Annotated in this window: 23 protein-coding genes and 1 pseudogene; 14 read left to right on the top strand and 10 right to left on the bottom strand. The window is 69.5% G+C overall.

Annotated features, from left to right (window positions below):
• Positions 1 to 152: 152 nt before the first annotated feature.
• Positions 153 to 1,409, top strand: a complete 1,257-nt coding sequence (locus AB0C26_RS13820) for an amidohydrolase (protein ID WP_360246613.1) — start codon at positions 153 to 155, stop codon at positions 1,407 to 1,409.
• 10 nt (positions 1,410 to 1,419) lie between these two features.
• On the opposite strand, the gene AB0C26_RS13815 is transcribed toward AB0C26_RS13820, so the two are convergent.
• A complete protein-coding gene (locus tag AB0C26_RS13815) occupies positions 1,420 to 2,370 on the bottom strand; it encodes a DUF4349 domain-containing protein (protein ID WP_360246611.1) in 951 nt (316 codons plus the stop codon).
• A gap of 103 nt (positions 2,371 to 2,473) precedes the next feature.
• Between AB0C26_RS13815 and AB0C26_RS13810 the strand changes: the two genes are divergently transcribed.
• The 4 genes from AB0C26_RS13810 to AB0C26_RS13795 all read left to right on the top strand — a co-directional run bounded on the left by AB0C26_RS13810 (position 2,474) and on the right by AB0C26_RS13795 (position 5,801).
• A complete protein-coding gene (locus AB0C26_RS13810) occupies positions 2,474 to 3,091 on the top strand; it encodes an MBL fold metallo-hydrolase (protein ID WP_360246609.1) in 618 nt (205 codons plus the stop codon).
• A gap of 5 nt (positions 3,092 to 3,096) precedes the next feature.
• Entirely contained in the window at positions 3,097 to 3,993 is an 897-nt protein-coding gene (locus AB0C26_RS13805; RefSeq protein WP_360246607.1) for a hypothetical protein, read from the top strand.
• A gap of 67 nt (positions 3,994 to 4,060) precedes the next feature.
• Positions 4,061 to 4,798 (top strand): hypothetical protein, encoded by a 738-nt coding sequence (locus tag AB0C26_RS13800; protein WP_360246605.1) that lies wholly within the window; start codon positions 4,061 to 4,063, stop codon positions 4,796 to 4,798.
• Between the two features lie 46 nt (positions 4,799 to 4,844).
• Positions 4,845 to 5,801, top strand: a complete 957-nt coding sequence (locus AB0C26_RS13795; RefSeq protein WP_360246603.1) for a GNAT family N-acetyltransferase — start codon at positions 4,845 to 4,847, stop codon at positions 5,799 to 5,801.
• Here the strand turns inward: AB0C26_RS13795 and AB0C26_RS13790 are convergent.
• The gene (locus AB0C26_RS13790; protein ID WP_360246601.1) at positions 5,794 to 6,258 is read right to left on the bottom strand and encodes a gamma-glutamylcyclotransferase family protein; all 465 of its coding nucleotides are present in this window, start codon (positions 6,256 to 6,258) and stop codon (positions 5,794 to 5,796) included. The genes AB0C26_RS13795 and AB0C26_RS13790 overlap by 8 nt on opposite strands.
• A gap of 83 nt (positions 6,259 to 6,341) precedes the next feature.
• Here AB0C26_RS13790 and AB0C26_RS13785 point away from each other — a divergent pair, with 83 nt between their 5' ends.
• Positions 6,342 to 7,742 (top strand): NAD(P)H-quinone dehydrogenase, encoded by a 1,401-nt coding sequence (locus tag AB0C26_RS13785; protein WP_360246599.1) that lies wholly within the window; start codon positions 6,342 to 6,344, stop codon positions 7,740 to 7,742.
• Here AB0C26_RS13785 and AB0C26_RS13780 read toward each other — a convergent pair.
• The gene (locus AB0C26_RS13780) at positions 7,672 to 8,403 is read right to left on the bottom strand and encodes a DedA family protein (protein WP_360246597.1); all 732 of its coding nucleotides are present in this window, start codon (positions 8,401 to 8,403) and stop codon (positions 7,672 to 7,674) included. The two genes, AB0C26_RS13785 and AB0C26_RS13780, sit on opposite strands and share 71 nt — an antisense overlap.
• A 432-nt stretch (positions 8,404 to 8,835) precedes the next feature.
• Here AB0C26_RS13780 and AB0C26_RS13775 point away from each other — a divergent pair, with 432 nt between their 5' ends.
• Positions 8,836 to 9,381 (top strand): GNAT family N-acetyltransferase, encoded by a 546-nt coding sequence (locus AB0C26_RS13775; protein ID WP_360246595.1) that lies wholly within the window; start codon positions 8,836 to 8,838, stop codon positions 9,379 to 9,381.
• Between the two features lie 7 nt (positions 9,382 to 9,388).
• On the opposite strand, the gene AB0C26_RS13770 is transcribed toward AB0C26_RS13775, so the two are convergent.
• Positions 9,389 to 11,131, bottom strand: coding sequence for a biotin carboxylase N-terminal domain-containing protein (locus AB0C26_RS13770; RefSeq protein ID WP_360246593.1), 1,743 nt, complete (start codon positions 11,129 to 11,131; stop codon positions 9,389 to 9,391).
• Between the two features lie 34 nt (positions 11,132 to 11,165).
• Here AB0C26_RS13770 and AB0C26_RS13765 point away from each other — a divergent pair, with 34 nt between their 5' ends.
• From AB0C26_RS13765 to AB0C26_RS13755, 3 genes are read left to right on the top strand one after another with little or no spacing between them, the layout of a single operon-like run.
• Positions 11,166 to 11,705 (top strand): PadR family transcriptional regulator, encoded by a 540-nt coding sequence (locus AB0C26_RS13765; RefSeq protein WP_360246591.1) that lies wholly within the window; start codon positions 11,166 to 11,168, stop codon positions 11,703 to 11,705.
• Between the two features lie 32 nt (positions 11,706 to 11,737).
• Positions 11,738 to 12,682 (top strand): ATP-binding cassette domain-containing protein, encoded by a 945-nt coding sequence (locus AB0C26_RS13760; protein ID WP_360246589.1) that lies wholly within the window; start codon positions 11,738 to 11,740, stop codon positions 12,680 to 12,682.
• A gap of 1 nt (position 12,683) precedes the next feature.
• The gene (locus tag AB0C26_RS13755; RefSeq protein ID WP_360246587.1) at positions 12,684 to 13,439 is read left to right on the top strand and encodes an ABC transporter permease; all 756 of its coding nucleotides are present in this window, start codon (positions 12,684 to 12,686) and stop codon (positions 13,437 to 13,439) included.
• Here AB0C26_RS13755 and AB0C26_RS13750 read toward each other — a convergent pair whose 3' ends face one another.
• The 5 genes from AB0C26_RS13750 to AB0C26_RS13730 all read right to left on the bottom strand — a co-directional run bounded on the left by AB0C26_RS13750 (position 13,440) and on the right by AB0C26_RS13730 (position 17,410).
• A complete protein-coding gene (locus AB0C26_RS13750) occupies positions 13,440 to 14,063 on the bottom strand; it encodes a nucleoside triphosphate pyrophosphatase (RefSeq protein ID WP_360246585.1) in 624 nt (207 codons plus the stop codon).
• A 64-nt stretch (positions 14,064 to 14,127) separates the two neighbouring features.
• Positions 14,128 to 15,261 (bottom strand): type VII secretion-associated serine protease mycosin, encoded by a 1,134-nt coding sequence (gene mycP / locus AB0C26_RS13745; RefSeq protein WP_360246583.1) that lies wholly within the window; start codon positions 15,259 to 15,261, stop codon positions 14,128 to 14,130.
• Between the two features lie 3 nt (positions 15,262 to 15,264).
• Complete coding sequence (locus tag AB0C26_RS13740) at positions 15,265 to 16,680, bottom strand: hypothetical protein (protein ID WP_360246581.1); 1,416 nt, start codon at positions 16,678 to 16,680, stop codon at positions 15,265 to 15,267.
• Positions 16,680 to 17,108 carry a hypothetical protein gene (locus tag AB0C26_RS13735; protein WP_360246579.1) on the bottom strand — a complete coding sequence of 143 codons (429 nt, stop codon included), beginning with the start codon at positions 17,106 to 17,108 and terminating at the stop codon, positions 16,680 to 16,682. The genes AB0C26_RS13740 and AB0C26_RS13735 overlap by 1 nt, the downstream gene beginning before the upstream one ends.
• A gap of 104 nt (positions 17,109 to 17,212) precedes the next feature.
• The gene (locus AB0C26_RS13730) at positions 17,213 to 17,410 is read right to left on the bottom strand and encodes an acyl-CoA carboxylase epsilon subunit (RefSeq protein ID WP_360246577.1); all 198 of its coding nucleotides are present in this window, start codon (positions 17,408 to 17,410) and stop codon (positions 17,213 to 17,215) included.
• A 101-nt stretch (positions 17,411 to 17,511) separates the two neighbouring features.
• Between AB0C26_RS13730 and AB0C26_RS13725 the strand changes: the two are divergent.
• The 3 genes and pseudogenes from AB0C26_RS13725 to AB0C26_RS13715 all read left to right on the top strand — a co-directional run.
• Positions 17,512 to 18,465 (top strand): annotated as a pseudogene (locus AB0C26_RS13725) (serine/threonine-protein kinase); the annotation flags it as partial.
• Positions 18,466 to 21,443: 2,978 nt separating this feature from the next.
• Entirely contained in the window at positions 21,444 to 21,659 is a 216-nt protein-coding gene (locus tag AB0C26_RS13720; protein WP_360246575.1) for a hypothetical protein, read from the top strand.
• 24 nt (positions 21,660 to 21,683) lie between these two features.
• Positions 21,684 to 22,415 (top strand): M50 family metallopeptidase, encoded by a 732-nt coding sequence (locus AB0C26_RS13715; protein ID WP_360246573.1) that lies wholly within the window; start codon positions 21,684 to 21,686, stop codon positions 22,413 to 22,415.
• Between the two features lie 7 nt (positions 22,416 to 22,422).
• Here the strand turns inward: AB0C26_RS13715 and AB0C26_RS13710 are convergent, their stop codons facing one another.
• Complete coding sequence (locus tag AB0C26_RS13710) at positions 22,423 to 24,009, bottom strand: acyl-CoA carboxylase subunit beta (protein ID WP_360246571.1); 1,587 nt, start codon at positions 24,007 to 24,009, stop codon at positions 22,423 to 22,425.
• Positions 24,010 to 24,128: 119 nt separating this feature from the next.
• Here AB0C26_RS13710 and AB0C26_RS13705 point away from each other — a divergent pair, with 119 nt between their 5' ends.
• Positions 24,129 to 25,361: a hypothetical protein gene (locus AB0C26_RS13705; RefSeq protein ID WP_360246569.1), complete on the top strand. Its 1,233-nt coding sequence runs from the start codon at positions 24,129 to 24,131 to the stop codon at positions 25,359 to 25,361.
• The last annotated feature ends 106 nt before the right edge of the window (positions 25,362 to 25,467 follow it).

Here is a 25,467-nt window from a genome sequence, read left to right as displayed (position 1 = left end):
GGTCGCAGCCGTTGAACCGCGTCACCTCAACGGTCCGTAACCGTTTGTAGGCGTGTGCGGGAAAGGCGTTGCACAGCGTTACGTAAAACGGTCTAAGCTGTCGCGCGTCATAAAAACCCGGCAAAAACTTCACTAGTGATACGGAAGCCGACGTGACTACTGCTCTGACGGAGCCCGAAGGGGCCCAGACGGAGTGGCCCGGGCCGTTGCCCGGTGCCGAGCCCCTGCCCGGCCAGCTCGACCGCTGGCTCGCCTCCCGCGGCGCGGAGCTCGTAGCGATTCGACGGCACATTCACGCCCACCCCGAACCCTCCTATCGCGAGTTCGAGACGGCGGCGCTGGTCGCCCGCGAGCTGGCCGTGGCCGGCCTCTCGCCCCAGCTGCTGCCCGACCGCAACGGCGTCATCTGCGACATCGGCCAGGGCGACCGGGTGATCGCGTTCCGGGCCGATCTCGACGCGCTGCCGTTGCAGGACCTCAAGGACGTGCCGTACCGCTCGACAGTGCCCAACGTGGCCCACGCCTGCGGGCACGACGTGCACACCACCGTCATGCTCGGCCTCGGCCTGGCCCTCGCCCAGCTCGACGAGCGCGGCCAGCTGCCCGGCCGGGTCCGGCTGATCTTCCAGCCGGCCGAGGAGTCGGTGCCCTCCGGCGCGCCGCACGTGATCGCCGCCGGTGGCCTCAAGGACGTGGCCGCGATCTACGCCCTGCACTGCTACCCGCAGCTGCCGGCCGGCCTGGTCGGCGTCCGCTCGGGCCCGTTCACCGCGGCCGCCGACATGATCGACGTCAAGGTCACCGGCCCCGGCGGGCACACCGCCCGGCCGCACCTCACGGCCGACCTGGTGCACGCGCTCGGCCGGATCATCGTCGACGTGCCGTCGCTGCTGAGCCGCCGCATCGACCCGCGGGCCGGAGTGTCCATGGTGTGGGGCTCGGTGCACGCGGGCGAGGCGCCCAACGCCATCCCCGGCGTCGGCGAGGCCCGCGGCACGGTGCGCATCCTCAACCGGGACGCCTGGCGCCAGGCCCCCGAGCTGATCACCCAGCTGATCCAGGACGTGGTGGCGCCGACCGGGGCCCACGTCGAGGTGGGTTATCACCGCGGCGTTCCGCCGGTGATCAACGACCGGATGGCGGCGGCCGTGATCGCCGGGGCGGCCGGCGCCGCTCTCGGCGCCGACCGGGTGGTCGAGGCCGAGATCAGCATGGGTGGCGAGGACTTCGCCTTCTACCTCGACCACGTGCCGGGCGCGATGATCCGGCTCGGCACCGCCCGCCCCGGCTCGGACGAGAAGCACGACCTGCACCAGGGCGACTTCGACGTGGACGAGAACTGCATCGGCTACGGCATCCGCGTCATGGCCCACACCGCCCTCGCCGCCCTGGCGACCGGCGCGTTCTGAGCCGGAGCCGTCAGTCTTTTTCGGCCGGCGCCGGGGCCGGGGTTGCCAACGCCGCGGACGCCGGCCCGGTCGGCCGGCGCCGCAGCCGCCGGACCGCGTACAGGACAGCCCACGCCGGCAGGCCGATGGCGATCACCCACGGCAGCAGGGCGCCGAGCACGGTCAGTAGCACCCTCAGCGACGCCAGCAGCGCGTCCCACCCGGCGCCGAGCCCGGCCAGAAAGCCCGGCGGGTCGTCGTCGGCTCCGGCCACCGGGTCGGCGTCCGGGTCGAGGAAGGTGACGGTGATCGTGGAGAGCGCGGTCAGGTCGGCCAGGTTGCGCTTCTTGGCCTGCAACGACGCCAGGTCGGACTCGCGGGTGGCCACCTCGCGCTCCAGCATGACCAGGTCGTCCAGCGACTTGGCCTGAGCCAGCAGCTTGCGGCCGCTGTCGACCCGGGCCTGCTGCACGGCGATCCGCGCGTCCAGGTCGACGACCGCCTCGGTGACGTCCTCGGTGCTGATCTGACGCTGCTCCTCGTCGCCGAGCTTGGCCAGCTGGTCGACGACCTGACCGAACTTGGCGGCCGGGATGCGCAGCTCGAGGGTGGCGCTGCCGGCGCCCGAGCCGCTGGTGCGGTTGTCGCCGCCGACGAAGCCGCCGGCCGTGGTGGCGATGCCGGTGGCCTGCCCGGCGGCGGCGTTGACGTCCTTCACCCGTACCGAAAGAGACCCTCGGTAAATGATCGAGCGTTGCTCGACGCGCAGGTCGGGCGCCTGCGCGGTGGTGTCCTGGCCCTGGGCCGGCGCGGCCTCTCCCTTGGCCTGGTCCGGCGCCTGGTTGGGCGCCGCCGCCGGAGCCTGGGCGGCGCCGCTGGTGCTCTGCGAATCGCTGGAATCGGCGCTGCATCCGGCGACCAGAAGGCCGGTGATCAGGACGGTCGCCGCGAGATATGTCTTCCGGTTACGGATAGCACGCATAGTGTGTCTCCCTGTCCCCGCTAGAGATGTGGGTTTGGGACGTGCGGCACCGCCTTCACGGTTCCGGCAGACTGGTCACGAATCGGCGGCGACGGAGGGTCCCATGCGCATCACCAAGTTCGGGCATTCCTGCCTTCGCGTCGAGGGCGAGGGCGTCCTCGTCATCGACCCGGGCAACTTCAGCGAGCGGTCCGCGGTCGACGGGGCGGACGCGGTACTGATCACCCACGAGCATCCCGACCACGTCGATCACGAGACCATCGCGTCGGTGTCGCGGATCTACGCCCACCCCGCGGTGCTGGCGACGCTGACCAGCTTCCGGGGCGAGACGGTCGCGGTCGAGCCGGGTCAGCGTCTGGAGGTCGCCGGCTATCAGGTCACGGCCCACGGCGGGCAGCACGCGGTGATCCACCCGGACATCCCGCGGATCGTCAACCTGGCCTATCTGGTCGCCGACGCGAACACGAACCTCTACCACCCGGGTGACTCGTTCACCGTGCCGGAGGACACGACGGTGGACACGCTGTTCGCGCCGATCAATGCTCCGTGGATGAGGGCGTCGGAGTCGATCGACTTCATCCGGGCCGTCCGGCCCGGACGGGCGTTCGCGCTGCACGACGGTCTGCTCAACGCGAACGGCCGGAAGATCTACGGCGGCCTCTCGGAGAGGCTGTCCGGCACGGCGTGGGCGCACGTGGCACCCGGCACGGTCATCGACTGACTTACATGAGCACAGCCACCGAGGAACTGATCCAGCGGTTGTACGAGGCGCCGCCGGAAGGCTTCGTGGCGGCCCGCACGGCCGCGGTCGAGGACGCCCGCAAGGCCGGGGACAAGGCCACCGCCAAGCGGCTGGCCGCGCTCAAGAAGCCGACGGTGGCCGCGTGGGTGGTCAACCTGCTCGCGCTGCGCCGCCCGGAGCTGGTCGAAGAACTGGCCGACCTGGCCACCGCGCTGCGCGAGGCCCAGCGGGGCCTCGACGGCGACGCGCTGCGGGAGCTGACCGCCCAGCGCCGGCAGGTGGTGTCGGCTCTGGTCAACGCGGCCGGCAAGCTGGCCCGGGCCGAGGAGCCGGGCCTCAAGCTGCCGCTGGGCGAGGTGGAGGCCACGCTGACGGCGGCCATGGCCGAGCCGGAGGTCGCGGCCCAGGTGCGTACCGGCCGGTTGATCCGGGCCGCCACCTACGCCGGCTTCGGCGAGGTGCCCCGCCCCCGCCTCCGTCTGGTCACCGACGTGCCGGACGAGGACGACGACGAGGCCGAGGTCATCGAGCTTCCGCAGCCGTCGGCGCGGGAACGGGCGGCCGAGGAGCGCCGCCGCCGTGAGCGGGAGCAGCGCAAGCGGGAGCTCCGCCGACGGTTGGGCACGGCCCAGTCGGCCGAGCGCCGGGCCGACGAGCAGCTCGAGAAGGCCGAGGGCGCGGAACGTGACGCTGGTCACGTCGTGGAGGACCTGGACGCCGAGCTGGCGGAACTGGAACGCCGGCGTACCGAAGCGCAGGCCGAGGTCGCCCGCCGCAAGCAGGCTCGTCGCGACGCCGAACGGGCCGCCGCGGCGGCCCGGCGCGAGGTCGGCGACGTCCAGGCCGCCTTGGAGGATCTTGAAGCTGACGAGTCGGATTGATCCGTTTGGCCGCCCCAAGCGGGAAGATTATTTTCCGAAACGGTCCGAGGAGAGCAGAATCGGGCGGGTGACCCCCGAACAGGCTGCCGCCACTGCCAAAACGGGACTCGCCACCATCGTGGGCGCCTTTGCCGAGTCGCCGCAGACACTTCGCCGGGCCCGCCTGCTCGGCCTTTCCGGCTGGGCCTACCACGTATCGGCGCGCGCCGGCGCGCTCGGTGACGTCCGCCCGGAGACCGTCGCCGCCGCCATCGGCTTCATCGCGCCCGAGGCCGTCATCGACGGCTGGGAGGCGACCGCCAAGACCTCCGCGCCCATGGAGGTGGCCACCTGGCACCTGCACGAGCTCTGCACCTGGGGCGCCGAGCAGCTCGGTGGCTTCCCCCGGCTCGGACGGCTGCACGAGCTGACCCACCGGGTGGTGAGCGCCGTCGACTACGCCGGGTTGCCGCTGTTCGCCGCCTGGCGAGCCATGCCGGTGCCCGAACAGAGCGCCGGCGCCCAGGCCGCGGTGCTGCTGCACCTGCTGCACGAGCACCGGCTCGGCGTGCACCTGGTGGCCGTGCGGGCCAGCGGGCTCACCCCGCTCCAGGCGATCATCGCCGGGCCCGAGGGGGAGACCGGCGCCGTCGCGTTCGGCTGGCAGCCGCCCTACCCGCCGGCCGGCCCGATCGTGCGCCGGCTCATGTGGGCCGACTCGGTGGCCGACGCGATGGCCGGCCAGGCCTACGCGTCGCTCGACCTCGCCGAGCGGGTCGAGCTCATCGGCCTGCTGGAGTCGCTGCGGCACCGCCTCGCCCCGTGACGTAATTCGATGGCCCGCCGCGGGCGCCTCGTGGTCGGATGCTCCGATGACCGAGCTTCCCGACGGCTGGAGCCTGCGCCGGCCCACCCTCGACGACGTGCCCGCGATCCTCGAGCTCGTGCACGCCAGCGACATCGCCGCCCTCGGCTACCCCGACTTCAGCGCCGAGGAGGTGCGCGAGTCGCTCACCGAGCCGAACACCGACATGGCCCGCGACGTCTGGCTCGCGCTCGACCCGGGCGGCAAGGTCGTCGGCTGGGCCTTCCCGGTGAACGCGGCCGGTATCGACCGCGACTTCGTCGAGGTCTACGTCTGGCCCGAGCTCGGCCGGCCGGCCATGGTGCCGCTGCTCGAGATCATCCTGGCCCGGGCGGCCGAGCGGGCGGTCGAGTTCGGCCACAGCCCGTACGAGGTGCGAGCCGGCGCCGTGCCGACCGAGGAGCCCTACATCCAGGCGCTGCTCGACCACGGCTTCACGTTCCTCAAGCAGCACGCCCGCATGCAGATGTCGCTCGACGGGGTGCCGCACACCGCGCCCGAGCCGCCCGAGGGCGTCATCGTCCGCCTGGTCCGCCCGGACGACGACGCCGACATGCGCGCCGTGCACAGCGTGATCAGCGAGGCGTTCCTCGACTCCGACCACCGGACGGCCGACTACGACGCGTGGCGCAAGATCCTCGACGAGGAGCCGGTGCACGTGTACGACGAGTGGTTCGTGGCCGAGGTCGACGGCCGGGTCGTGGGCGCGCTGGAGTCGTCGGCCGACAGCGGCGACGCGCACGACGAGGGCTGGGTGAAAAGGCTCGGAGTGCTCTCCTCGTACCGCAAGCGGGGTCTGGGAGAGACGCTGCTGCGCCATGCCTTCGCCGTGTACGCGCGCAAGGGTTACGCCAAGGCGGGACTGGGCGTCGACCTGGCCAATCCGACCCAGGCCGCGCGCCTCTATCTCGCCGTCGGCATGAAGCCGCTGTACGAGGCGAACGTCTACCGCAAGGTCATTTAGCTTCCGGCGGCGGCGTGCTGGTGGGCCGCTGCCGAAGCTCGGCGACGTAGTCGTCGGGGGCGCCGGCCTTCTCGGCCGCGTTGGCGATCTCGGAGAGATACCACGCGGTCGGCAGGCCGCCCTCGTAACCGGCGAACACGTACACCCAGGCGCTGAACTCACCCTCGAGCGTCGAAACACGCACGGTGACCTTTTGATACGCCTCGGCGGTCACGCCCTCGACCTCGTCGAGCTGCGCGGCGTCCCAGGGGTGGACGTCGTAGAGCGAGACGAAGACCCGGTCGCCGGGCGACTCGACGATCGTGGTGACCGCCCCCTCCCAGCCTAATTCCCCCTCACCGGCGAAGGTCAGGCGCCAGCCTTCTATCCACCCCACGCCCACCATGGGCGAGTGCGGACAGTAGGCCCGCATGCGGGCGGGGTCGAGGTTCGAGCCATACGCGGCGTAATGACGCACGGCGATGACGATAGCCCGATCGGGCGGTGGTGGAGAATACAAGGAGTGCGTGTCGGCACATTGGCAGCGTGGAGGGAAGCGTCGTGAGTCGGATCGTGATCATCGGTGGGGGACCGGGTGGGTATGAGGCCGCGTTGGTGGCGGCCCAGCTCGACGCGGACGTCACCCTCGTCGAGGCGGACGGCCCGGGCGGTGCCTGCGTGCTCACCGACTGTGTGCCGAGCAAGACCTTCATCGCCAGTTCCGAGGTGATGACCGGCTATCGGCACAACGAGCGGTTCGGGATCCGCTCGGCCGGCCTGGACGGGGTCACGGTCGACGCGGCCGCGGTCAACGAGCGGGTCAAGCGGCTGGCGCTGGCCCAGTCGAGCGACATCCAGGCCAAGCTGATCAAGGCGGGCGTCGACGTGGTGCACGGCCGGGCGCGGCTCGGCGAGGACACCCTCGGCCACACCCACCAGGTGCTGATCACCCCGCACGACGGTCTCGAATATGCCGTCGATGCCACAACGGTGCTGCTGGCAACGGGTGCGACGCCCCGCGTGCTGCCGACCGCCAGGCCCGACGGCGAGCGGATCCTCGACTGGCGCCAGCTCTACGACCTCACCGAGCTGCCGTCCCACCTGATCGTCATCGGCTCCGGTGTGACCGGCGCCGAGTTCGCCAGCGCGTACCTGGCCATGGGGGTCAAGGTCACCCTGGTCTCCAGCCGCGAGCGGGTCATGCCGCACGAGGACGCCGACGCCGCGATGGCGATCGAGCGGGTCTTCCGCGAGCGCGGGATGACCATTCTCAGCCAGGCCCGCGGCCGTTCGGTGGAGAACACCGGTGACGGCGTGAAGGTCACGCTGGGTGATGGCAAGGTCATCGAGGGATCACACGCGCTCATCGCGGTCGGCGCGGTTCCCAACACGGCCGATCTCGGGCTTGAGGAGTACGGGGTCCAGGTCGGCGACGGGGGCTACGTGACGGTCGACCGGGTGTCGCGCACCAACGTGCCCGGCGTCTACGCGGCCGGCGACTGCACCGGCGTGCTCGCGCTGGCCAGCGTGGCCGCCATGCAGGGCCGCATCGCCATCTGGCACGCGATGGGCGAGGCCGTCGCCCCGCTGCGCCTGCGTACCGTGGCCGCGAACGCCTTCACCGACCCCGAACTGGCCACCGTCGGCGTCAGCCAGAACGACGTGGACGCCGGCCGGGTTCCCGCCCGCCAGGTGATGCTGCCGCTGACCGGCAACGCCCGGGCCAAGATGGCCGACCTGACCGACGGATTCGTCAAGCTGTTCTGCCGCCCGGCCACCGGTCAGATCGTCGGCGGCGTGGTGGTGGCGCCCAAGGCGAGCGAGCTGATCCTGCCGATCACGATGGCGGTGGAGAACAACCTGACAGTGGACCAACTGGCCCACACGATCACTATCTACCCGTCGCTGTCGGGCTCGATTGCGGAAGCGGCCCGTCAGCTGATGCTTCACGAGCTGCAGTAACGGTTTCCTCGGCGTCTTTGCGGCCGCCGAAGATGGCCAGGATCCACCCCGCCGTGCCGAAGACCACGGCGGCGGTGGCGGCGACCGCGAACAGGCGCCAGGCCGACTGGGTGATGGCCGTGCCGCCGACGTGGCCGACCAGCCCGCCGTACGAGCCCCAGGCCAGCGCGGCCAGGCCGTCGTACAGGATGAACAGCTTGATCGGGTAGCCCCGGCGGCCGGCGTGGAAACCGGCCGCCATCCGGCCGCCCGGCACGAACCGGCAGAGCAGCAGCACGAGCGGGCCGGGCCGGCGCAGGCCGCGAGTGAAACGCTCGGCCGCGCGGCGGGTCTTGGACTCCTCTTTGGCCTCGTCGTCGTGCTTGGGCCCGTAGCGGGCGCGCAGCGCGGCCAGCCGGCCCGAGCCGAGGTCGGCGCTGGACCGGCCGAGGCTGCTGGACCGGCCGAGACTGAAGGCGATCGAGTCGCCGGTGAACATGCCGAGCGCGCCGATGGCGATCACCAGCGCGAGATTGAGATTTCCGTAGACAGTCAGCGCGCCGGATGTGATCATGATCGCCTGGATCGGGACCACCGGAATCATCGCGTCGACCGCGAGGAAGCCGAAGAGAGCAAGGTACGCCCACGCCGGTGTTGCCATCATGGTCAACAGTTCGGTCATGGGTCCTTTACCTCACGGGGTGTTAGGGGCCTCTCGGGAATTGTCCGGGGAGGCACCTGAGAATGTGCTGTGTTTCAGGATGCTCCTGATCAGGGCCGGTCGGCGGTGATGCCTGACACGGTATTGTCTCGATCTCCCCGGCGCTCGCGGTTTTTCCTCCCGCCACCGCGTCTTGTCCTATTTGTCACCGGGCAAGTTTTCCGCTGAGCCCCCTCGGGCGTACCGTGAGGTGGCCGGAACTCCGGGTCCCCCGTTCTCGGTGTGCCGGCCGGCGGGCCGTCGGTAGGTCCCGTACCGGCGGCCCGTCTCCTGGCCCACGCTGGGCCTCCCCACGCTGGGCCTCCCCACGCTGGGCCTCCCCACGCTGGGCTTCCCTATGCCGGGCCTCCCCACGCTGGGCCTCCCCGTGCTGGGCTTGCCTACCCTGGGCAGATGCCGGTTCTCGCAGCTCCCGTCTACGACGTCCAGAAGTCCTTTTTGGAGGCCATGGCCGAGTACGAGGCGGAGGGCCGAGGCTCGCCCGGCGACCACAGCAACATCGGTAGTGACCTGCGGGTCTGGTCGGCCACGTGGTCACAGCCGGCGGGTTTCCGCAGCTTCGTCGACGCGTTGCGGGCGCAGGCGCTCGAGGCGACGCCCCGCCCGGCCTCGTTCGTGCCGACCACCGTGCTCTGGTGGGTCGAGGGCGTCGACTACCTGGGCCGGCTCAATATCCGCCAGCGCCTGGCGCCCGGGGTTGCCGGCCAGCGGAACGGGCATATCGGTTATGACGTACGCCCGTCGGCGCGCCGCCAGGGCCACGCCACCGCGATGCTGGCCGCCGCGCTGCCCATCGCGGCGTCGCTCGGCCTCGACCGGGTGCTCGTCACCTGCGACGTCGACAATGTGGCGTCCCGGCGCACGATCGAGCGCAACGGCGGTGTCGCCGCCGCGCCGATCGACGAAAAGCTTCGTTATTGGATCGTGACCGCTCGCTGAGCCTCGGTCAGTCGATGGTGCAGACGACAGTGCCGGCCGTGACCGTCTCGCCGACCGCGAGGGACAGCCCCGACACGGTGCCCGCCTTGTGGGCCTGAAGGGGCTGCTCCATCTTCATGGCCTCGACCACGACGATCACGTCGCCCTCGGAGACCGTGTCGCCGTCGGCCACCGCGACCTTGACGATCGTCCCCTGCATCGGCGCGGTCAGGGCCGCGGCCCCACCCGCCTGGGCGGTCGCGCCACTTCTGGTCTTCCTGGCCGCCGGCGCCTTCGGCCCGGCCGGGCGGCTGGTCAGGAGCTGCGACGGCAGCCGGACCTCGAGCCGCTTGCCGCCGACCTCGACCACGACTGTCTCGCGCGCCTCGGGCTCGTCGCCCGTGGCCGGGGTGGTGAAGGGCTCGACGCCGCCGGCCCACTCGGTCTCGATCCAGCGGGTGTGCACGGTGAACGGCTCGCTCGTGAAGGCCGGGTCGCGCACCACGGCCCGGTGGAACGGCAGCACCGTGGCGATGCCCTCGACCACTGTTTCGTCGAGCACCCGCCGCGAGCGCTCCAGCGCCTCCTCGCGGGTCGCGCCGGTCACGATGATCTTCGCCAGGAGCGAGTCGAAGTTGCCGCCGACCACGCTGCCCTTCTCGACGCCCGCGTCCACGCGGACGCCGGGGCCGAGCGGCCACGCGAGCTCGGCGACCTGGCCGGGCGCCGGCAGGAAGTTGCGGCCCGGGTCCTCGCCGTTGATCCGGAACTCGATCGAGTGCCCGCGGGGCACCGGGTCCTCGAAAATGTCCAAAGTGGCGCCATCAGCGATACGGAACTGTTGGCGCACGAGGTCGAGCCCGGCGGTCTCCTCACTGACCGGGTGCTCCACCTGAAGGCGGGTGTTCACCTCGAGGAACGAGATCGTCCCGTCCTGGCCCACGAGATATTCGACCGTGCCGGCGCCGTGATAGCCGGCTTCCCGGCAGATCGCCTTGGCGCTGGAGTGGATCGAGGCGCGCTGCTCGTCGCTCAGGAACGGCGCCGGCGCCTCCTCGACCAGCTTCTGGTGGCGGCGCTGAAGCGAGCAGTCCCGCGTGCCGACCACGATCACGTTGCCGTGAGTGTCGGCCAGGACCTGCGCCTCCACGTGGCGGGGCCGGTCGAGGTAGCGCTCGACGAAGCACTCGCCGCGCCCGAAGGCCGCCACCGCCTCGCGGGTCGCGCTCTCGAACAGCGACGGGATCTCCTCCATCGTGCGGGCCACCTTGAGCCCGCGCCCGCCACCGCCGAACGCCGCCTTGATCGCCACCGGCAGGCCGTGCTCCCGGGCGAACGCGATGATCTCGTCGGCGTCCGCCACCGGCTCGGCCGTGCCCGGCACGAGCGGGGCGCCCGCCCGCTGCGCGATGTGCCGGGCGGTGACCTTGTCGCCCAGGTCGCGGATCGCCTGCGGGGTGGGGCCGACCCAGGTCAGCCCGGCGTCGATCACGGCCTGGGCGAAATCGGCGTTCTCGCTGAGGAAGCCGTACCCCGGGTGCACGGCGTCGGCGCCGGCCCGTTGCGCGATCTCGATCAGCTTGTCGATGCGCAGATAGGTATCGGCGGCGGTCTCTCCGCCCAGCGCGTACGCCTCGTCGGCGAGCCGGGCCGGTAATCCGTCCCGGTCACTGTCGGCGTAGACGGCGACGCTGGTCAGCCCGGCGTCCTGGCAGGCCCGGATGACCCGGACGGCGATCTCGCCGCGGTTGGCGATCAATACCTTGCGCACGAGGTGAGCCTAGCGGCACTTTTATGCTGACAGGGTGTCCGCTACGCGCATGATGATTCTCGGCCTGGTCCAGTGGATGCAGCCCGTGCACGGCTACGACGTCCGCCGCGAGCTGCTGAGCTGGAACGCCGACAAGTGGGCCAACGTCCAGCCCGGTTCGATCTACCACGCCCTGCGCAAGTTGAGCGAGGAAGACCTGCTCCGCGAGGTGGCGACGGAGCAGGTGGGCGCCCGTCCGGCCCGGACCACGTACGAGATCACCGACAAGGGCGCGGCCGAGTTCCAGGCGCTGCTGCGCAAGGAGTGGTGGAACGTGGCGCCGACGACCGACCCGTTCATGGCGGCCTTCTCGTTCCTGCCGGCGCTTCCGCCGGAGGAGACGGCGGCGGCCCTGCGCAGCCGGGCGACCCAGCTGACGGCGGCGGCTCAGCAGCTGGACGCGGCGATGAAGGCCGAGTGGGCGGACAACAAGCCGGAGTACGTGAGCTGGATGTGGGAGCGCAGCGCCGTCATCTTGGAAGCGGAGATCGCCTGGTGCGAACGAACCGCCAAACGCATCACTGATCAAATTTGACTACTAAAACTTGACGGTCGTACGCTTCCCGCATGATAGAGACTCGCGGGTTGCGCAAGTCGTTCACCTCGCGCCAGGGGCGCGACAAGAAGACCGTCGAAGCCGTCCGCGGCGTCGACCTGGAGGTCGCCGCGGGCGAGATCTTCGGCTTCCTCGGCCCGAACGGGGCCGGCAAGACCACCACCCTGCGGATGCTCGCCACCCTCATCGAGCCCGACGGCGGCACCGCGACGATCGCCGGGGCCGACCTGCGCTCCGACCCGGGCGAGGTGCGCCGCCGCATCGGATACGTCGCCCAGGGCGGCAGCACCTGGGACGACTCGACGGCCCGGGAAGAGCTGGTGCTTCAGGCCCGGCTCTACGGCATCGGCAAGGCGGAGGCCCAGCAACGGGCCGAGCGGGTGCTCGACGGCTTCCAACTGAGTGAGTACGCCGACCGGAAGTGCAAGACGTACTCGGGCGGCCAGCGCCGGCGCGTCGACATCGCGCTCGGCATCATCCACGAGCCCAAGGTCGTCTTCCTGGACGAGCCGACCACCGGCCTGGACCCGCAGAGCCGGGCCCACATGTGGGACGAGATCCGACGGCTGCGCGCGGAGGGCATGACCGTCTTCATCACGACCCACTACCTCGACGAGGCCGACGCGCTCTGCGACCGGATCTCCATCATGGACAACGGCGAGATCGTCGCCTCGGGCACGCCCGCCGACCTCAAACGGGAGATCTCCGGCGATGTGGTCCGGGTCGGCCTGCCGGTGGACGCGGTGGCGGCCGCGGCGCAGGCCTTGACCTCATACAAGCTTGAGACGTACGAGGACAACGTGCGCCTGTACGTGGAGGACGGCGCCGTGGCGATCCCACAGATCCTGCGCGCCCTCGACGCCGCGTCGGTTCCGCTCGGCACGATCGAGCTGCACCGGCCCAGCCTCGACGACGTGTTCCTGACCAAGACCGGCCGATCGCTGCGGGAGAACTGACATGAAGCTGCTGCGCGACACCTCACTGATCTTCAACCGGCAGATGCAGCTCCTCCTGCGCAACCCGGTCTGGATCTTCGTGGGCGTCTTTCAGCCGGTCATGTACCTGCTGCTGTTCGCGCCCCTGCTGAAGCCGGCCCTGCAGGTGGGCTCCAACGCCGAGGCGTACCAAATCTTCGTCCCCGGTCTGCTGGTCCTGCTGGCCATCTTCGGCGGCCTGTTCCAGGGCTTCGGCCTGATCGCCGAACTGCGCGCGGGCGTGATCGAACGGTCCCGGGTGACCCCGGTGAGCCGCCTGGCCCTGCTGCTGGGCCGGTCGCTGCGCGACGTGGTCTCGCTGATCGCCCAAGCAGTGATCATCACCCTGCTCGCACTCGTCTTCGACCTGCGCGTGTTCCTGGGCAACCTGCTCCTGGCGTACCTGATGCTGGCCCTGATCTCGCTGATGACCTCGGCGCTCAGCTACGGCGTGGCGCTGGTGGTGAAGAGCGAGGACGCGCTGGCGCCGCTGATGAACACGGTGGCCCAGCCGGTGCTGCTGCTCAGCGGCATCCTGCTCCCGTTGACGTTCGCGCCGGGTTGGCTGCAGGGGGTAGCCGACTGGAACCCGTTCTCGTGGGCGGTGAACGGCACAAGGGCCCTGTTCCGGGGCGACCTGGGCGCGCCGGACGTGTGGCAGGGCCTGCTCATCATGGCGGTGCTGGCGGTGGCCGCGGTGGCGTGGGCGGCCCGGGAATTCGCCCGAAGCGTCCGCTAGCTAGTCCTTGCTCCACAACTCGATGATCGGAACGCCCATCTCGGCGAGGAGCGTGCGGAGCAGCGGAAGCGAAAGCCCGATGACGTTACCCGGATCCCCTTCGATCCGGTCGACGAAGGCTCCGCCGCGCCCGTCGAGGGTGAAGGACCCGGCCACGTGCAGCGGCTCCCCGCTGGAAACGTAGGCCTCGATCTCCGCGTCACTGATATCGGCGAAGTGCACGGTGGTGGTCCCGACGGCCTCAGCCTGCTTCCCGCTGACCAGGCTGGTCAGGTGATGCCCGGTGTGCAGAACACCGGACTTGCCCCGCATGCGAAGCCACCGTTTGGTCGCTTCCTCGGCGTTGGCCGGCTTCCCGAAGATCTCCCCGTCAAAGGCCAGAACAGAGTCACACCCGAGCACGACAACCCCCGGGTCGGCGTTGAGCTGGGCGGCGATGGTCCGAGCCTTCATACGGGCAAGCGCAAGACACAGCGAAGACGCGTCCTCAGCCTCCACCACGGACTCATCAACACCACTGACCATCACTTCAGCGTCAATCCCAGCCGCGGCAAGCAGCTGCCGCCGAGCCGGACTGGCCGACGCCAAAATCAGCCGATACGCAAGGTCCTGTTCCTTCTGCACGCCCCGAGGCTACAAGTCAAACACCCGCAAAAGCAGCACACACGACGGCGTTTCCCCCGCAGACCTACACACCCTCACGCCGCCGCCGAAGGACCACAAAGCCCAAAACACCCCCAAGCCCCACCACAGCAGCAATCCCGCCGTAGAGGAGCCCACGCCCCCTCCCACCCTCCTCAGCACCTTGCTGAGCCGCCCCCGCAGCACTGGTGGCAGGCGCAGCAGCGGCAGTAACAGGAGGCGCAGTGGTAGGAGACGCCGGAGTCTGACCCCCAAGAGGTGGCACATCAGCCGTAAGAGCCTTAACGATATTCAGCCGCCCATACCCACACTCATCATCCCGCCCAGGCGCCCCAATGTCGTCAGCAGTAGCGGTAATTCGATGAACAACCTCTTCGGCCGAAATCTGAGGGAATTTAGCTCGTACAAGCGCAGCGGCTCCTGACGCGACAGCGGTCGCTGCGGACGTGCCGCTAGTATCGACGTATTTTCCCTGTGTTTGAGTTGTGGTAATTTCATCGCCTGGTGCACAAATCTGTACGCGGCGGCCTGTGATTGAGAATGAGGCGTATTTTCCGCGGCGGTCGACTGCTCCCACGGTCAAAACGCCGTCGATCGCCGCAGGGTAAGCCATGATTGCTTGCTTACTTTTGTTTCCTGCGCCTGCAACAACGACTATGTCGTTAGAAATCGCTACGCTGACAGCGTCCGCCAAGCCGAATGCAGGACTCGTTTCGGCGGATATGTTGATCACCTTAGCGTCGTTCCGCATCGCCCACTCGACGCCTTTTGTCATCGTGGCGGCGGGCATGCTGCTTCCTCTATTGGTGATCTTTATCGGTAGAACTTTGGCAGATGGTGCTATGCCAAGTACTCCGTCGTCTCCTCTGCCGTGTGCGGCGATGATGCCTGCCATGCCGGTTCCGTGACCGTCTTGGTCCTTGCGTCCATCGCCGCCACCCGAAGCGAGGTTGACCCCAGGGAGAAGGTTGCGTCGCAGATCGACATGTGGGTATACGCCAGTATCGATGACAGCAACGGAAATCCCTGCGCCTTTTGAGATGGCGTGTGCTTCCGAGATGTTTAAGGTTTTCAGATACCACTGATCAATACGGAAGCTGTCTGCATGTGCGGGCTGCGCAGGAATTGCGATTAAAGTGGCGGCGGCGAATACTCCGATGGCGCCGAGACCTGTTTGCATGGTTCAGTCAAGTCCTATCGCAGGCCCCGGGTCGATTTTCCGATCCCGAGGCGGCATCACGATGGGATCGACACCTTGAGCAGTGGCCCAAGGATTGTCCGGGTCCCAACGGTTGTCCTCAGGCTCGCCGAGCCGGGCCGACGTGCGTCCGCCAGTGTGGCCGTACGGGCCAGCGAAACTTCCTGAATGACCAGTGGTTGAACCCGTTCTATTGTTGAGACCATTAACTCCGGCAGCGCCATTCGGGCTGCCGATTATCCCGCCGACAGGGTTCACTCGTGTCGGTCCTGATCGGACACCGCCCTGCTGACCAACCCCTACGCCGGGCATGCCTCCAATCAATCCGCCTGGGGGCATGGCGTGTAGGCCGTTCGCCCCGTTGGCGGTCGGACGATTAAGGATTTCGCGCGGCAAGCTAACGCCCCGAGTGGGTCCGGTGACCGTAAGCGGGTTCGTCGAGGTTCCGCCTACAGGAAAAGGAGTGTTGGCTACTGGAGGGAAGGGGCCGGGCGATGTCACCGTGCCAGGAGGACCACTCGGCAGCGGTGTAGCAATCGGATTTGTGACTGTTGGTGGGGGAGCTTGAGGGTTTGTTGCGCCCAAGATGAGTCCGGGCTGTTGCCCGAGGTTAGGGGAGGTGGCCGCAGGTGGGTTTAGTCCGGGTGATGTAAGCGCCGGCGATGTTGCTCCAGTCGATGGGCCTCCAGCCGTTGGGAACGTGATCGCGGGTCGTGAAGAGCGTGCCGCTTCCTCGCTGCCGAGAAAAGCCGGCGTGATTGGGGGAAGGGGAGGTGCGGTGTAGACGGACCCATCATTCGCTGAGATTTTCTCGTCGATCGTGTTCGTCGGCTGATATAGCTTTGGGGTTCTTATGCTGACCTGGGCCAGGGCCAAATCGCTGCTTACGGTGCTTAGTAGGGCGGCGGCCTTTTGGCGTAGCTGCTCCTGGTGGCCGTCTGGTACGGGGGGCTTTTCGGTGGGGGTGCGGTCTGGGTCTGCTTTTTGGGCCTGCAGCTGCTCGGTGTTGAAAGTGGTCAAGAGCTGGGCGTTGGCCATGTACTCGTCGTGGATGGCCTGGATGTCTTTTTGGGCCAGGCTGATCGACAAGGTGGCTGAGGCGAAGGCGTCGTGGTTGGCCAGGGCTGCCTCGTACGTCTCGTCCAGGTTTTGGATCAGCTCGTCCAGGCGGGTCAAGTAGGCGAGGGCGGCCTCGTTCTTTTCCGGGGGCCAGACGGCGGCCAAGTTGTCGCGGTAGTTCTGGACCTGCCAGCGGTGTTCGGTGATCAGGTCGGCTGACTGTTTCCAGCCGGTCAGCAGCTCGTAGTGCTTTGCCGTGTCGGGCTGCTGGATCAGGTTCTGCATGTCGGGGATGGTCATGGCGTACCAGTTGGTGCCGCCTCCGCCGTCTGCTGCCAGCATCAGAGGTCTCCCTCGACGGTTGTGGTCTCGGGTATGCCGTACTTGTCGAAGGCCTTGTCGACGTCGCTGACCTTGGCGTGGGAGAAGGCGTCGGAGCCCGCGTACTTCTTGCTGATGTCGGCGGCGGCCGAGGCGAAGCCCTGCGTGCCGTTCGCGTAGTTGTAGACGTTCTGGTGGGTCACGTCCTGCGCCTCGCGGTGGGCCGTCAGGAACGAGGCCAGCTCGGCGAAGGAGACGTGCAGGGGCGCCAGCGGGGTGCCCATCGAGGCGGACACGCTCTCAAGATGGGGGGCGTAGCTGTCCTTGACGTTGGCGGCGAGCTTGGCCGCGAACTGCTCCATCGCCCTGATGTCGGCCTCGATCTGGCCGAAGTCGGTGGTGCCGTAGTCGCGCAGCCACGCGGGGCCGAGGTCCTCCTCAGGAATCATCGCCATCCTCCCCCGAAGATCGGAACAAAACCGGACCAGCGAGGGTGAGAGTAGTCGGTTGCCGCCAGCCTCGGGGGTGGCTGTGGACAGTGGCCGGCGATGATCTAGCGGGGCAGGGCGGAGGCGCGCCAGGAGGCGGGACGCATCGACGGGCGTGCGGAGCGGGTCCACTCCGACGAGGTGATCCGCGGGGGCTCCCCATCCACTGCGCCCGATGCCGCGGCCAGTACCGTGACCAGCGCGGCCAGCTCAAGATCGGTCGGTTCGCCGCGCACGACGCTGACCAGCGGTTCCTTATCCATCGACCGAGCGTACGACGTGACCAGGGAGATCCGGTGACACGTATCCCACACTCGGCTGATCGATTCGCTGTGGCTCGACAGGACCGGGTATTTTCTCCGTGATGTCTTCCTCGCCCCCGCTCATCGTCGCAGACCGTTACCGGCTCGTCGCGCCGCTCGGTCAGGGCGGCATGGGCCGCGTCTGGCGGGCGACAGACGTCGTCCTGCACCGGGACGTGGCCATCAAAGAGCTCGTCCCGCCGCCCGGTCTGACGCCCGGCGAGCGGCAGGAGATGCGTGAGCGGTCGCTGCGCGAGGCGCGCGCGATCGCCCGGCTCAACAACATCAACGTGGTCCGTGTGTTCGACGTGCTGCGCACCGACGCCGACCCGTGGATCGTCATGGAGTACGTGCCCTCGCGCTCGCTCCAGGACACCTTGGCCGCCGAGGGTCCCTTCAACGCCGTACGGGCCGCGGAAATGGGCCTTGGTGTTCTCAACGCTCTGCGCGCCGCCCACCGGGCCGGGGTCGTGCACCGCGACGTCAAGCCGGGCAACGTTCTGATCGGCGCCGACGGCCGCGTCGTGCTCACCGACTTCGGTCTCGCCACCGTGCCGGGCGACCCCAATGTCACGCGTACGGGTCTGGTGCTCGGCTCGCCGGCGTACATCGCTCCGGAGCGGGCCCGTGACGGCTCGGCCGGTCCCGCCGCCGACCTCTGGTCGCTCGGCGCGACGCTGTACGCAGCGGTCGAGGGCGCGTCCCCGTTCGCCCGTCCGTCGGCGATCGCGACTCTGGCCGCCCTCGCGACCGAGAACCCGCCGCCGGCCCGTAACGCCGGTCCGCTCAAGCCCGTACTCAATGGTCTTCTGCGTAAGGACCCCGCACACCGCATCAACGCCGAGGAAGCGGAGCGCCTGCTGCTGCGCGCCGCCGGTCGTCGCGGCAAGCTGACGTTCCCGATGAGCCCGACCATGCGCCGCCCGGGTGTCGGCCGCGACCGCACCGGCCTGCCCAACACGGGTACCACGCCCGTCGTGCCCGGTCCCCGCCCGCCGGTCCGCCCGACCAACCCGCCCCCGCAGCCTCCTGTGGTGAGTGGCCGTCCGGCGGCCGGCGACGGCCGGCCGCCGATCTTCACCCCGGGCAAGGCCACTGTGGGCCGTCCGGCCGCCGAGACGCCGACTCGTGTCGATCGCCCGGCCAAGCCGCCCCGTACCGATCCGCCCAAGACCGACAAGCCGCGCCTCGACGCCACCCGCGTCGACGGTCCCCCGGTGCGAGACGACAAGACCGCTTTCTTGAGTACGCGTCGGGGACCGGCCCCCGACGCCGGGCGTCCCAACGCCGTGCGCCCCGAGGCCCCGAACGGCACACCGCCGCGGACGACCCGGGCCGGGCACGCGGGTTTCACCGCGGCCGACGTCGCCGCCGCGCGCAGGGGCCGGCCGGCCCCCGCCAACGACGCCACCACAGTCGTGCCCACCCCGAAGCCGATGCCGGCCGACGCGACAACGGTGATGCCGCGCGTCGTCGGCAAGCCGCCGGTGGACGCCACGACGGTGGTGCCGCCGCCGGCCGACGCCACGACCGTGGTTCCCGCGCCGAAGCCGTCGATCGATGCGACCACCGTGGTTCCTCCGCCGAAAAAGCCGGTCAAGGCGCCCGCGAAGAGCGCGCCCCCGGCCACGGCTGAGGCGAGTGCGGTCACTGAGTCTCCTTCCGGGTACGCCGGAAGCCCGGCGACCGGGAAGCCCGAACAGGTCGCCGCGCCCGAGCAGGTCGCCGCGCCGGAGCAGGTCGCCGCGCCGGAGCCGAAGACGGAGCCGCACGCCAAGGTCACCGAATCGCCGGCAAGGGTCAGCGAATCGCAGGCGAAGGTCAGCGGGACGCAGGCAAAGGTCACGGACTCGCCGGCGAAGGTCAGCGGGCCGCAGGCGAAGGTGGCGCAATCGCCGGCGAAGGCCGGCGAGCCACAGGCTGAGGTCACCGAGTCGTCGGCCGGGGTCAGCGAATCGCAGACGGAGGTCAGCGAGCCGCGGGCCAAGGGTGAGGTGTCGCAGCCGACGAAGGGCGAAGCCACGGATTTAACGGATGAATCCGTTAAATCCGGCACCTCGTCGGCTGGGGTGATCGCGCCCGCAGCGGACCCCAAATCGAGTAGCGGTGCCGACTCGAAGCTCGATTCGGACGTGAAGGCCGAAGGTTCGTCGGCGGCAGTGGACAGCGCGGCGGCTGATTCTGTGACCGCGGTTGACTCCCCGACGACGGTTGACTCCGCGAGGGCGGCGGCTGACTCTGCGGCGGCGGCTGACTCCGCGAGGGCGGCGGCTGACTCTGCGGCGGCGGCTGACTCCGCGAGGGCGGCGGCTGACTCTGCGGCGGCGGCTGATTCTGCGACGGTGGATTCCGCGACGGTGGGGGCTGGCTCTGTCGCGGCGGTGGAATCTGCGGTGGCGGGGACTGGCTCTGCGGCGGCTGACTCCGTGACAGCAACCCACTCGGCGACGGCGGCGGAGTCCGGGACGGTGGCCGAGACGGCGGCGGCTGTGGAAGCGGCGGCACCGGCTTCGGCGGCGGGCTCCGCGACGGATGTGGATGGTGCTCCGGCCGGGGGTGGCTCGACCAGCAAGAAGGTTGAGAAGCAGGACGTCGAGTCGGTTGACGCGTCCGCATCGCCGGAGAGGGGCGAGGCCGCGGCGTCTCGGACGGACGCCGGCGTCGCGGTCGAATCCACCTCCAGTCCCGCGGCTGGAGGGCCCACGTCGGAAGAAGCTCCGGCGGCTGAAGCCTCTGCGGTTCAGGCGACCACGCCAGAAGCGCCCACGATGTCGCCGGCTCCCGCGTCGGGAGCATCGACGTCGTCGGGTGCCCTCGCAGCGCCGGCGCCTGCCTCGAGTGCTTCGGCGGCGGCGAAACCGGCTACGGAAGCGGCCGCGAAACCGGCTGCGAAACCGACTGCGAAACCGGCTGCGAAACCGGCTGCGGAAGCGGCTGAGGAAGTGGCTGAGGAAGTGGCTGCGAAAGCGGCTGAGAAGTCCGTGGCGAAGTCGGCGGCGCGGAAGTCGGCGGCCATGCCTCTGGGCAAGCCCGCGGCTCCGGCCGTGGGTGAGCAGGCCGGTGGCGCTTCGGACGACAAGAACGCCACGCGGCTGGTTGCCGATCTGGGTGGAACCGACAAGACGGCGGTGGCCGGGATGCTTCCGCCGCGGCGGAAGAGCTCCGACATGCCGGCCATGCCGGGGGTCAACCGGTCGAACCGTCCCGCGTGGACGCCCATGCCGGTCACGCCCGCGTATTCGAGCAGCCCGGGCGTCACCGTCTTCGGTACCCGGCTCACCTATCGCCAGGCCGCCGTCGGGTTCGGCGTACTGCTGCTCATCGTCGTTCTGGTCGTCGTGCTCGCCGTTCAGGCCTTCGGCGACGACGACAAGCAGCCCGACCCGAACGCGGTTGCCCCGACCACCTCGGCTGCCGCTGCCCCGCCCGCCTCGGCGCCGGCCGGTGCCGTCGCCTCGCCGAGCAAGCCGCCGACCACGACGGCGGCGGCGAGTGGGTTGCCGGCCGGCTGGACCCTGCGTACCGACGCCACGGGTTTCAAGGTCCCGTTGCCGCCGAATGCCACGCGGCGGGTGACCGCCAACGGCATCGAGTACAAGTGGAACAACCGCCTGCTCATCGTGTCGCAGACGACCAGCCCGCAGGCCGACGCGTACGACGACTGGGTCGAGCAGGAGAAAGACCGCTCGGGCAGCATCTACGAGTACCAGAAGGTCCGCGTCGACCGGGTCACCGGCTTCTTCAAGAACGCCGCCGACTGGGAGTACTACTACACGACCAGCACCAACAACCGGCAGCACGTGATCAAGCGGAACTTCGTGGTGAACGACCACCAGGCGTACTCACTGAACTGGTATGTCAGCCCCGACGACTGGGACGCGTCCCAGGCCGACATCAAGGCCATCTACGCCGGATTCAAGTCGAAGTAGTCCCTCGGGCGCGTGATTCGCCGGATGAATGGGTAGTTCACGTCGTATCACCGAGGAGGTGCGACATGAACTGCCGACGGTACGGCAGTAAGCCCAGCGTTGGATTCTGGGTGCTGATCGGGTTCGCGGATCTCGTTGTGCTGACCGTGACCATCGGCCCCCTGGCCATGGTCGCCATCATCGCCCTGCTGGCCGTGTTCGCCGGCGGTGTGTACGCCGCCCGCACGCTCACCAAGCGAACCGAAGCCCCGGCGAAGGCGGTAGTGCGGCATCACCCATAGCGTGATCGGCTACAGTTCGGCGCTGTGTCGATCGAAGGTGTGACTGACTTCTGGGACAAGCTGCTCGGCGCCCAACCGGACCCGCCCGGTCTGCTGGTCCTGCTCACCGCGCTGGCCGGCCTGCTGGCCGTGTCGTTCCGTCCGGTGTGGCGCATCGCCCGCAACGCCGTCACGATCGCGCACGAGGGCGGTCACGCGCTTTTCGCGCTGCTGACCGGCCGCCGGTTGCGCGGCATCCGGCTGGAGTTCGACACGTCCGGGCTGACGCTTTCGTCGGGTCGCCCGACCGGCCCCGGCATGATGTTCACCCTGCTCGGTGGCTACATCGCGCCGTCGCTGGTGGGCCTGCTCGGTGCCTGGCTGCTCGGCGGCAACCGGATCACGCTGCTGCTCTGGCTGGCCGTGGTTCTGCTGCTGCTCATGCTGATCAACATCAGGAACCTGTTCGGCGTGGTCTCCCTGGTGGTGACGGGCGCGATCGTCTTCGTCGTCTCCTGGTACGCGTCGCCGCAGGTGCAGGCCGCGTTCGCGTACGTGGGCGTCTGGTTCCTGCTGTTCGGCGGCGTCCGCCCGGTCTTCGAGCTGCAGAGCCTCCGGCGCCGAGGCCGCATGCCCGAGTCGGACGCCGACCAGCTCGCCCACGTCACACACGTCCCGGCGATCTTCTGGGTCGGCGTCTTCCTGGTGGTGAACCTGATCGCCCTGGTCGTGGGCGCCTTCCTGCTTGCCGGCCAGTGGCTCCCCAGCAACGCCTGACAAGCGCCTACAGCGGGATGTTCCCGTGCTTTTTCGGCGGCAACGTCTCCCGCTTCGTGCGCAGCATGCGCAGCGCCTGCACCACCTGGGCTCGCGTCTCCGACGGCTGGATGACCGCGTCGACGTAGCCGCGTTCGGCCGCGATGTACGGGTTGGCCAGCGTGTCCTCGTACTCCTGGATCAGTTCGGCCCGCCGCCCCGCCGGGTCCTCCGCCGACGCCAGTTCGCCCCGGTAGAGGATGTTCACCGCGCCCTGGGCGCCCATCACCGCGATCTGCGCCGTCGGCCACGCGAAGTTCATGTCGGCGCCGAGGTGCTTGGAGCCCATCACGTCGTACGCGCCGCCGTAGGCCTTGCGGGTGATCACCGTGATCTTCGGGACGGTGGCTTCGGCGTACGCGTAAATCAGTTTGGCTCCTCGCCTGATGATGCCGTCCCATTCCTGCGTCGTTCCCGGCAGGAAGCCCGGCACGTCGACCAGGGTCAGCACCGGAATGTTGAAGGCGTCGCACGTACGGACGAATCGGGCCGCCTTCTCCGAGGCCGCGATGTCGAGCGTGCCCGCGAAGTGGGTCGGCTGGTTGGCGACCACGCCGACCGGGCGCCCCTCGACGCGGCCGAAGCCGACCACGATGTTCTGCGCGTAGAGCGGCTGCACTTCGAGGAAGTCGTCGACGACCGTCTCGACGACCTTCTTGATGTCGTACGGCTGGTTGGCCGAGTCCGGGATCAGGGTGTCCAGCGCCAGGTCGTCCGCGGAGGGGGACAGATCGGCCGGCATCTCGAACACGGCCGGCTCGTCGAGGTTGTTCGACGGCAGGTAGGACAGCAGCGCCCGTACGTAGTCGATCGCGTCGTCCTCGTCGGCGGCCAGGTAGTGGGCGTTGCCGCTGCGCGTGTTGTGGGTGCGCGCGCCGCCCAGCTCCTCCATGGCGACCTCTTCGCCGGTGACCGTCTTGATCACGTCGGGGCCGGTGATGAACATGTGTGAGGTCTGGTCGACCATCACGGTGAAGTCGGTGATCGCGGGGGAGTAGACCGCGCCGCCGGCGCACGGGCCCATGATCAACGAGATCTGCGGGATGACTCCGCTGGCTCGTACGTTGCGGAAGAAGATGTCGGCGTAGAGGCCGAGTGCGACCACGCCTTCCTGGATGCGGGCGCCACCGGAGTCGTTGATCCCGATGATCGGGCAGCCGGTCTTCATGGCCAGGTCGAGCACCTTGACGATCTTCTCGCCGAAGACCTCGCCGAGGGAGCCGCCGAAGACGGTGAAGTCCTGCGAGAAGACGCAGACCTGCCGGCCGTCGACGGTGCCGTAGCCGGTGACCACACCGTCGCCGTAGGGGCGGTTCTTCTCGAGCCCGAAGTTGGTCGAGCGGTGCCGGGCGAGCGCGTCGAGTTCCACGAAGGAGCCCTCGTCGAGCAGCATGGCGATCCGCTCGCGGGCGGTCTTCTTGCCCCGGGCGTGCTGTTTCTCGACGGCACGCTCGCTTCCGGCGTGCACGGCCTCGTCCGTACGGCGGGTGAGGTCGCCGATCTTGCCGGCGGTCGTGTGGATGTCGTCCCGGGCCGTGTCCGGCTGCGTCGTCACAGTGGTTCCTCACGTTTTCCGCGAAGGGTGGAAACAGCGGACTTGATCGTAGTGCGAGATCGGCTCGCGCGCCGCTACGGGTGCGTTTCGCACTCAATGCCCCATTCGTTACGCCTCACGTGACGAACTGGATGACCGCGGCCGGGATCGCCCTCATCGCCGGCGGCATCGCCACTCTGATCTGTTTCCGCAGCGTGCTGTTCCGTGTCGGAGGCCGCCGGGCGGGTCGGAGGGCGGTCCGTGAGGCCACGCGCACCGCGGTCCTGGAGGCCGAGGCGAGGGCGCCTCGCGGCGTGCGGGGAAGCCGGCGCCGGGGCCGGACCGCGGCGCCGGAGGAGGACGAGCGCGGCGGCCTCGCGATGATCGGCCTGGCCGCCGAGGAGGACCTCGAAACCCCGGCGGCTCGGCCCAGGCGCCGGCGTCGCCGTCAGGAATCGATTTCGTACGCCGATGGGCACGGCCAAGCGCACGAGCCGGTGGCCTCGGAGCTCGCGGAAGACGTCTTCCCGGAGTCCGCCCTCGAGCCGGTGCCGGCGGCCGCGCTGGAACCCGAGCTCGATCCGGAAGGTGAACTGGAGCGGGACCGGGAGTTCGAGCGCGAACTGAGATTCGAACGCCAGCGGGAGTTCAGGCGCGGCCTGGAGTTCGGCCCCGAGCCGGAGCTCGATTTCGGTCGAAAGCCGGAGCCGGAGCCGGAGCCGGAGCTCACGTTCGCGCCGGAGCCGGAGCCGGAGCCGGAGCCGGAGCCGGAGCCGGAGTTCGAGCCGGCGCTGGAGCGCGAGCCGAGCCGGGATGCCGAGCGGGACTCGGCGACCGGAGCCGGCGAAGAAAACGCGCCGGAGCCCGCGCCCCGATCCGCCGCCCGTCTCGGTCACCGGGTCGAGGGCTGGGTCCGCCCCGAATACCGGCAGACCCGCGACGAGTTGCCCTCCGGCGAGTACTGGACGCCGATCCCGGTCGAGCTCGACGCCGACCACGAGCCCTCCGCCAAGGGCTACGGCTGGCCGGTCGCCGTGGAGCGGCTTCCCCCGGTTCCCGACTACGAGCCGGCCACCGGCTTCGACCTCACCCCCGTCGAGATGGAGCCCACCCAGGCCGTGCCCGCCTGGCCTCTCGACGACGGCGACCGCTCCGGCCGGATCCGTCTGCCGCGCAGCTGGCAGACCCGCAACGACAAGCGCCGCGCGGCCCGCGACCAGCCCTCCCCGCCCCGCGAGTGGCGGCCGGAGAACGAGGCGGTCCCGGCCGAACGCCGCCCACGTCCGCGCCCGCGACCCCGCCCGGTCGACCCCCCGCCGTCCCATCCGAGCCGCGTCTACGTGAGCCGCCACGCCGCCGACCCGCCGCAGTGAAGCGGACTAGGTGTTCTGACCCGTGAGGTTGGGGACGCGGCTGGCGGGTGGTTGGCCGCCGAGTGCGGTGTGTCCGCGGTGATGATTGTAGGAGTGCAGCCAGGCG

Source organism: Actinoplanes sp. NPDC048796 (genome assembly GCF_040650035.1).
Taxonomy (GTDB): Bacteria; Actinomycetota; Actinomycetes; order Mycobacteriales; family Micromonosporaceae; genus Actinoplanes.
Note: the sequence above shows the minus strand (reverse complement) of the source record. Positions and strands in the feature narration are given on the sequence as shown.